Consider the following 4756-nt stretch of genomic DNA (forward strand, 5'->3'; position numbering starts at 1 on the left):
CCCCACCCCGCCATAACCCCGGCCTGCGCCTCCAGCACATGCCGCGACCGCAGCCGGGGCAGCCCCAACCGCCCCGGCTTCATGGTCCGTACGGCGATGACACGCAGCCCCCGGTCGAGGTAGGCGACGTCGATGGGCATGCGCATACGGAACGTGTGGACACTGCCCGCCGGCGTGAGCAGCATCGCTCCGTCGACGGCATCCCGCCCCAGCAATCCCGTCGTACGGGCCCGGTACGACGCGGCGATCTCCAGGGCGACCGGTACGTCACCCCGCTCGCCGTGCACGACCAGCGTCCCCCGTCCGTCACGCCACCGCCTCGCCATCCTCGGCAACCTCCTGGATTTTCGGTTGTCCGCCCAGTGTTACCCGGGTAGGAAGGCCCCATGACCGGACTCGGCGCAGTATTCCGCCCCCAGCTGGCCCCCGAACGACTCCGATCCGTCGCCCGGCTCGCCGACGACGCGGGTCTCGAAGAGCTCTGGCTCTGGGAGGACTGCTTCCGGGAGGGAGGGATCTCCACCGCGGCGGCCGCCCTCGCCTGGACCGAGCGGGTCAGGGTCGGTGTCGGGCTGCTGCCCGTGCCGCTGCGGAACGTCGCGATCACGGCGATGGAGGCCGCCAGTCTGCACCGGATGTTCCCGGGGCGGCCGATCCTCGCCGTCGGACACGGTGTACAGGACTGGATGGGGCAGGTCGGGGCTCGGGTCGAGTCACCGGTCACCCTGCTGCGGGAGCATCTCGACGCGCTGCGCGCCCTGTTGCGCGGGGAGATGGTCACCGTCGAGGGGCGGTACGTCAAGCTCGACGACGTCGCCCTGGACTGGCCGCCCGCCGGGCCGGTGCCCGTGATCGCCGGGGCCACCGGACCCCGCTCGCTGCGGCTGGCCGGTGCCGCCGCCGACGGGACGCTGCTCACCGCCTCGACTCCGCCCGAGGGCGTGCGCAAGGCGCGGCAACTCATCGAGGAGGGCCGGGAGTCGGCCGGATGCCCCGGTGCCGAGCCGCATGAAGTCGTCGTCTACCTGCTCACCGCCACCGGAGCCGACGGGCCCGCCCGGCTCAAGGCCGAGCTCGAGGCCGAGGGGATCGCCTCCGTGCCCGATCTCGGCGTCGCCGGAGACGCGGGAGCCGTGGCGGAGGCCGTGCAGCGGCTCGCTGACGCCGGTGCCGACACCGTGGTGCTGCAGCCGACCGGGGACGAGCCCGATCCCGAGGGGTTCGTGCGGTTCGTCACGGAGGAAGTGCGGCCGTTGGTGCCGTAGGGCGTCGGCCGGCGCGGGGGCGTTGTCAGTGGCTGCTGCCACACTCCGGGTATGAGCGATGACCCGAACATCGACAACGCCGTGGACGTACGGCTCCGGGAGGTGCTGGACGCCGACCTGGAGGCCTTCCTCGCCTACGAGCACGACCCCGAGGCCCTCCGGCGATCGAGGTTCACGCCCCGGCCGCGCGACGCCTTCATGAGGCACTGGCGGACGAGCGTGCTCGGGGACGAGACCTGTCTCGTGCGGACGATCCTGGCCGGGGACGAGGTCGCAGGGAGCGTCGTCTCGTGGTGGGAGGGCGAGCGCCGCTTCCTCGGGTACTGGCTCGGGCGGCCGTACTGGGGGCGAGGCGTCGGCACCAGGGCCCTCGCCCTCTTCCTCGACACGGAGCGGACCCGTCCTCTGTACGCCGACCCCTTCCACGCCAACACCGCCTCCGTGCGTCTCCTCGAACACCACGGCTTTGAGCGCACCGGTACCGTCCGCCACGGCGACGGCGAGCACGTGCTGCTGGTGCTGCCCGACCCCGATCAGCCCGGCCGCTGATCTCCCGTCCTTGCTGGTCCGTCATGGCGCCGAAAACCAGCAGCGGCCACCGACAACACCCTGCGATCATGACGGCATGGGAGAGAACAGCCGGTCGTTCGAGGACCTTGTCGCCGAGGGCGTCGCCGTGCCCACCGAGGGCTGGGACTTCTCCTGGTTCGAGGGGCGGGCCAGCGAGGCGCGGCCCAGCTGGGGGTATGCCGTGTCCCTCGCCGGACGGCTGGCCGGTGCGAGTGCCGCGCTCGACCTCCAGACCGGGGGAGGCGAGGTCCTCGACTTCGCGCTCGGCCGGGCTCCGAAGGCGCCCGCGCTGACCGTCGCCACCGAGGGCTGGCCGCCGAACGTGGCCAAGGCCACCGCCCTGCTCGCCCCGCGCGGTGTCGCGGTCGTCGCCTCGCCCGAGGACGCCCCGCTGCCGTTCGCCGACGAGGCCTTCGACCTGGTCACGAGCCGGCACCCGGTGCGGGCGAACTGGACGGAGATCTCCCGCGTGCTCCGTCCCGGCGGCACCTACTTCGCCCAGCACGTCGGGCCGCACAGCGTCTTCGAACTCGTCGAGTACTTCCTCGGCTCCCAGCCGGACGAGGTCCGCAGCGGCCGTCACCCCGACCGCGAGCGCGCCGAAGCCGAGGCCGCCGGCCTGGAGATCGTCGACCTGCGCGCCGAGGAACTCCGCATGGAGTTCCACGACATCGCCGCCGTCGTCCATTTCCTGCGCAAGGTGGTCTGGATGGTCCCCGGCTTCACCGTCGAGGCCTATCGGCCCCAACTCCGCGCCCTGCACGAGCAGATCGAGTCCGACGGCCCCTTCGTCGCCCACAGCACCCGCCACCTCTTCGAGGCCCGCAGGCCCGGCGCCTGAGCCCACGCCGGGATGATCCAAACGACAGGGCTTAGGCCGTGTCCGCAAAGTCCCTCCCCCAAAGGGGGTACCCCCAGCCCCGCGACGCCTGGCACGCTCCCCCAGAGGGGGGACCCCCACTCGCCGCACCGAGAGCACGCTCCCACGACGCCGCGGGGCCCGCCCTCCGGGCGGACGACGGGACTTTGCGGACACCACCTAGGCGTGCGGACCGACCGTCACCTTCCCCACCACCAACTGCGCCTTCGTCTCCAGCACGTCCCCCACCCGCTCCACCTGCTCGCCCAACTCCCGCTCCTGCCGCGCCGTCAGGCGCCGTCCGATCAGCTCCACCGTCACCGTCGTACGACGGCCCTGGCGCCGCTGGTGCCAGACCCCGGCGACCACCCCGTCCACCAGCAACACCGGAAAGTTCCCCGCCTGACCGCCGGCCAGCGCTCGCCGGTACGCCTCCCCGGGGAACAGCGACTCCCGAGGCCGCGCGGCGATGGCGTACGCGTCGAAGTACGGCAGCAACCGCACACCACGCACGCGCCCGCCCGGGAACTCGGTGTCGCCCGCCGCGACCCAGGCCCCCGACCCCTCGAAGGCGACTTCCTCGACGGCACCGGCCTCCGCCAGCTCCCTGAACAACAAGGCCGCCCAGCCCGCGGGCGCCGCCAGCCACTTGGCGAAGTGCTGAGGTGTCGCCGGGCCGTACGCGCGCAGATACCGTCGCGCAAGCTCCCGCAGGGCCGCCTCTTCCGGCACCGGGCCCGGATCGAACGCCGGCGGCCGCGTATACGTCACCTTCCGCCCCCGGTTCGGCCCGAAGCACAGCGCGCCCGACTGGCCGGCCCGGTGCAGCACCTGGCGCCAGCGCGGCCACAGATCCTGGAAGGCGGGCATCACCAGGTCCCCGGCCCACGGACCGGTGCGCGCCACGACCTCCTGGCCCAGTTCCTCCACGGTCAGGCACACCCCGTCGAGGGCCTCCCCGATCGCCGCCACGATCTGTGCCGCCTGTTCTTCCGTGACCCGGACATCCGGCGGAAACGGGCTCGGGCCCGTCGGAATCGCGGTCAGGGCGGCGCACCACAGAGGCAGTTCGGCGGCGGGGAGCAGATGGACGGTTCCGCGTGGACCGAACGTCTTGACCAGCGAGCGGTCGTCCCAGAGCGCGGCCCGTACGTCCGCCCGCGTGACCCCGGCGGCCCGTACCCCCACCGACACCTCGGCCGCGGACAGCACCTGCGCGTGCGCGCCCAGCATCGCCGCGACCACCTCGGCCACACGTGTGCCGCGCCCGGCGGGCCGCGCCAGGAACTGCCGCTCCATCCGCCGCGCACTAGCCTCGCCCCAGGAGATCGCCCTGCTCGCGTTCGCGGTCATAGGCCGACGGTAGGCCGTGAACAGGTCAGCCGCTGTCCGCTGAGCGCTGCCCCGGGTGCAAACCGTGCATCCATGAGCGAACCGTCTCAGGGCCCTGCGCATCCAAGGAACTCGCAGGTTCTCCACATTGTTATGGAGGCCGACTCGCTTTCCTCTCATCCCTCACGTAAGTTCAGACCAAGGTAATTCGCGTACGCAAAGCTGCGCGGCGGCACCGCGCAGCGGAGGGGGCTGCGCGGTGCCATGCCCTCGCGCGTGCCCCAGTTGGACGCGCGTCGCATCGAAAACGCGTGCGCCCCACGAAGTCATGTGCCCCGTCAAGCCGACGTTCGCGGTCGGGGTCACCCGGGGGAGGGAAGCGCGGACAAGTCGCCGAGCAGACCCCAAGCCGCGCCAAACCCTCCGTATCCCGCCGCATCCCGCCCGTTTCCCCTGGGAATCCGCCCCGGACCGGCCATGAATCGGCCACGAACGAGCCCTCTCGCGGCTACCGGGCCGTCGCCGAGCGATTTCGGAGAGTAGTTGTGGCACGCCGATGCACGCACCATCCCTTACGAAGGGTTATGGTGGAAACCCCCCCTCGGGCCGGTCCGTCTCCCCCCCACGGACCGGCCCGTTTTTTGTCCCGGGCCGTGGGGGTTTACCGGTCTCGTATACACATATCCCAGCCCACGCGACCGGGTATATCATAACGGGTGCCGTCTGGGGG

Annotated in this window: 5 protein-coding genes; 3 read left to right on the plus strand and 2 right to left on the minus strand. The window is 72.1% G+C overall.

The window, feature by feature from the left end; translation table 11 throughout:
- A partial coding sequence (locus L0P92_RS42200; protein ID WP_234768439.1) for a DUF192 domain-containing protein occupies positions 1-326 on the minus strand: 326 nt, incomplete at its 3' end.
- Between the two features lie 60 nt (positions 327-386).
- Between L0P92_RS42200 and L0P92_RS42205 the strand changes: the two genes are divergently transcribed.
- The 3 genes from L0P92_RS42205 (at position 387) to L0P92_RS42215 (ending at position 2676) form a co-directional block, all read left to right on the plus strand.
- Complete coding sequence (locus tag L0P92_RS42205; RefSeq protein WP_234768440.1) at positions 387-1265, plus strand: LLM class flavin-dependent oxidoreductase; 879 nt, start codon at positions 387-389, stop codon at positions 1263-1265.
- 51 nt (positions 1266-1316) lie between these two features.
- Positions 1317-1814, plus strand: coding sequence for a GNAT family N-acetyltransferase (locus L0P92_RS42210; RefSeq protein WP_234768441.1), 498 nt, complete (start codon positions 1317-1319; stop codon positions 1812-1814).
- A gap of 76 nt (positions 1815-1890) precedes the next feature.
- Positions 1891-2676 (plus strand): class I SAM-dependent methyltransferase, encoded by a 786-nt coding sequence (locus tag L0P92_RS42215; RefSeq protein ID WP_234768442.1) that lies wholly within the window; start codon positions 1891-1893, stop codon positions 2674-2676.
- Positions 2677-2874: 198 nt separating this feature from the next.
- Here the strand turns inward: L0P92_RS42215 and L0P92_RS42220 are convergent, their stop codons facing one another.
- Positions 2875-4047, minus strand: coding sequence for a winged helix DNA-binding domain-containing protein (locus tag L0P92_RS42220; protein WP_234768443.1), 1173 nt, complete (start codon positions 4045-4047; stop codon positions 2875-2877).
- Between the last annotated feature and the right edge of the window lie 709 nt (positions 4048-4756).

Source organism: Streptomyces muensis, from assembly GCF_021474425.1.
Classification (GTDB): domain Bacteria; phylum Actinomycetota; class Actinomycetes; order Streptomycetales; family Streptomycetaceae; genus Streptomyces; species Streptomyces muensis.

Excerpts from the sequence above, each read along its gene's own strand:
- L0P92_RS42205 (WP_234768440.1), top strand. The coding sequence starts at position 387 with ATGACCGGACTCGGCGCAGTATTCCGCCCCCAGCTGGCCCCCGAACGA.
- L0P92_RS42220 (WP_234768443.1), bottom strand. The coding sequence starts at position 4,047 with ATGACCGCGAACGCGAGCAGGGCGATCTCCTGGGGCGAGGCTAGTGCG.
- L0P92_RS42215 (WP_234768442.1), top strand. The coding sequence starts at position 1,891 with ATGGGAGAGAACAGCCGGTCGTTCGAGGACCTTGTCGCCGAGGGCGTC.
- L0P92_RS42210 (WP_234768441.1), top strand. The coding sequence starts at position 1,317 with ATGAGCGATGACCCGAACATCGACAACGCCGTGGACGTACGGCTCCGG.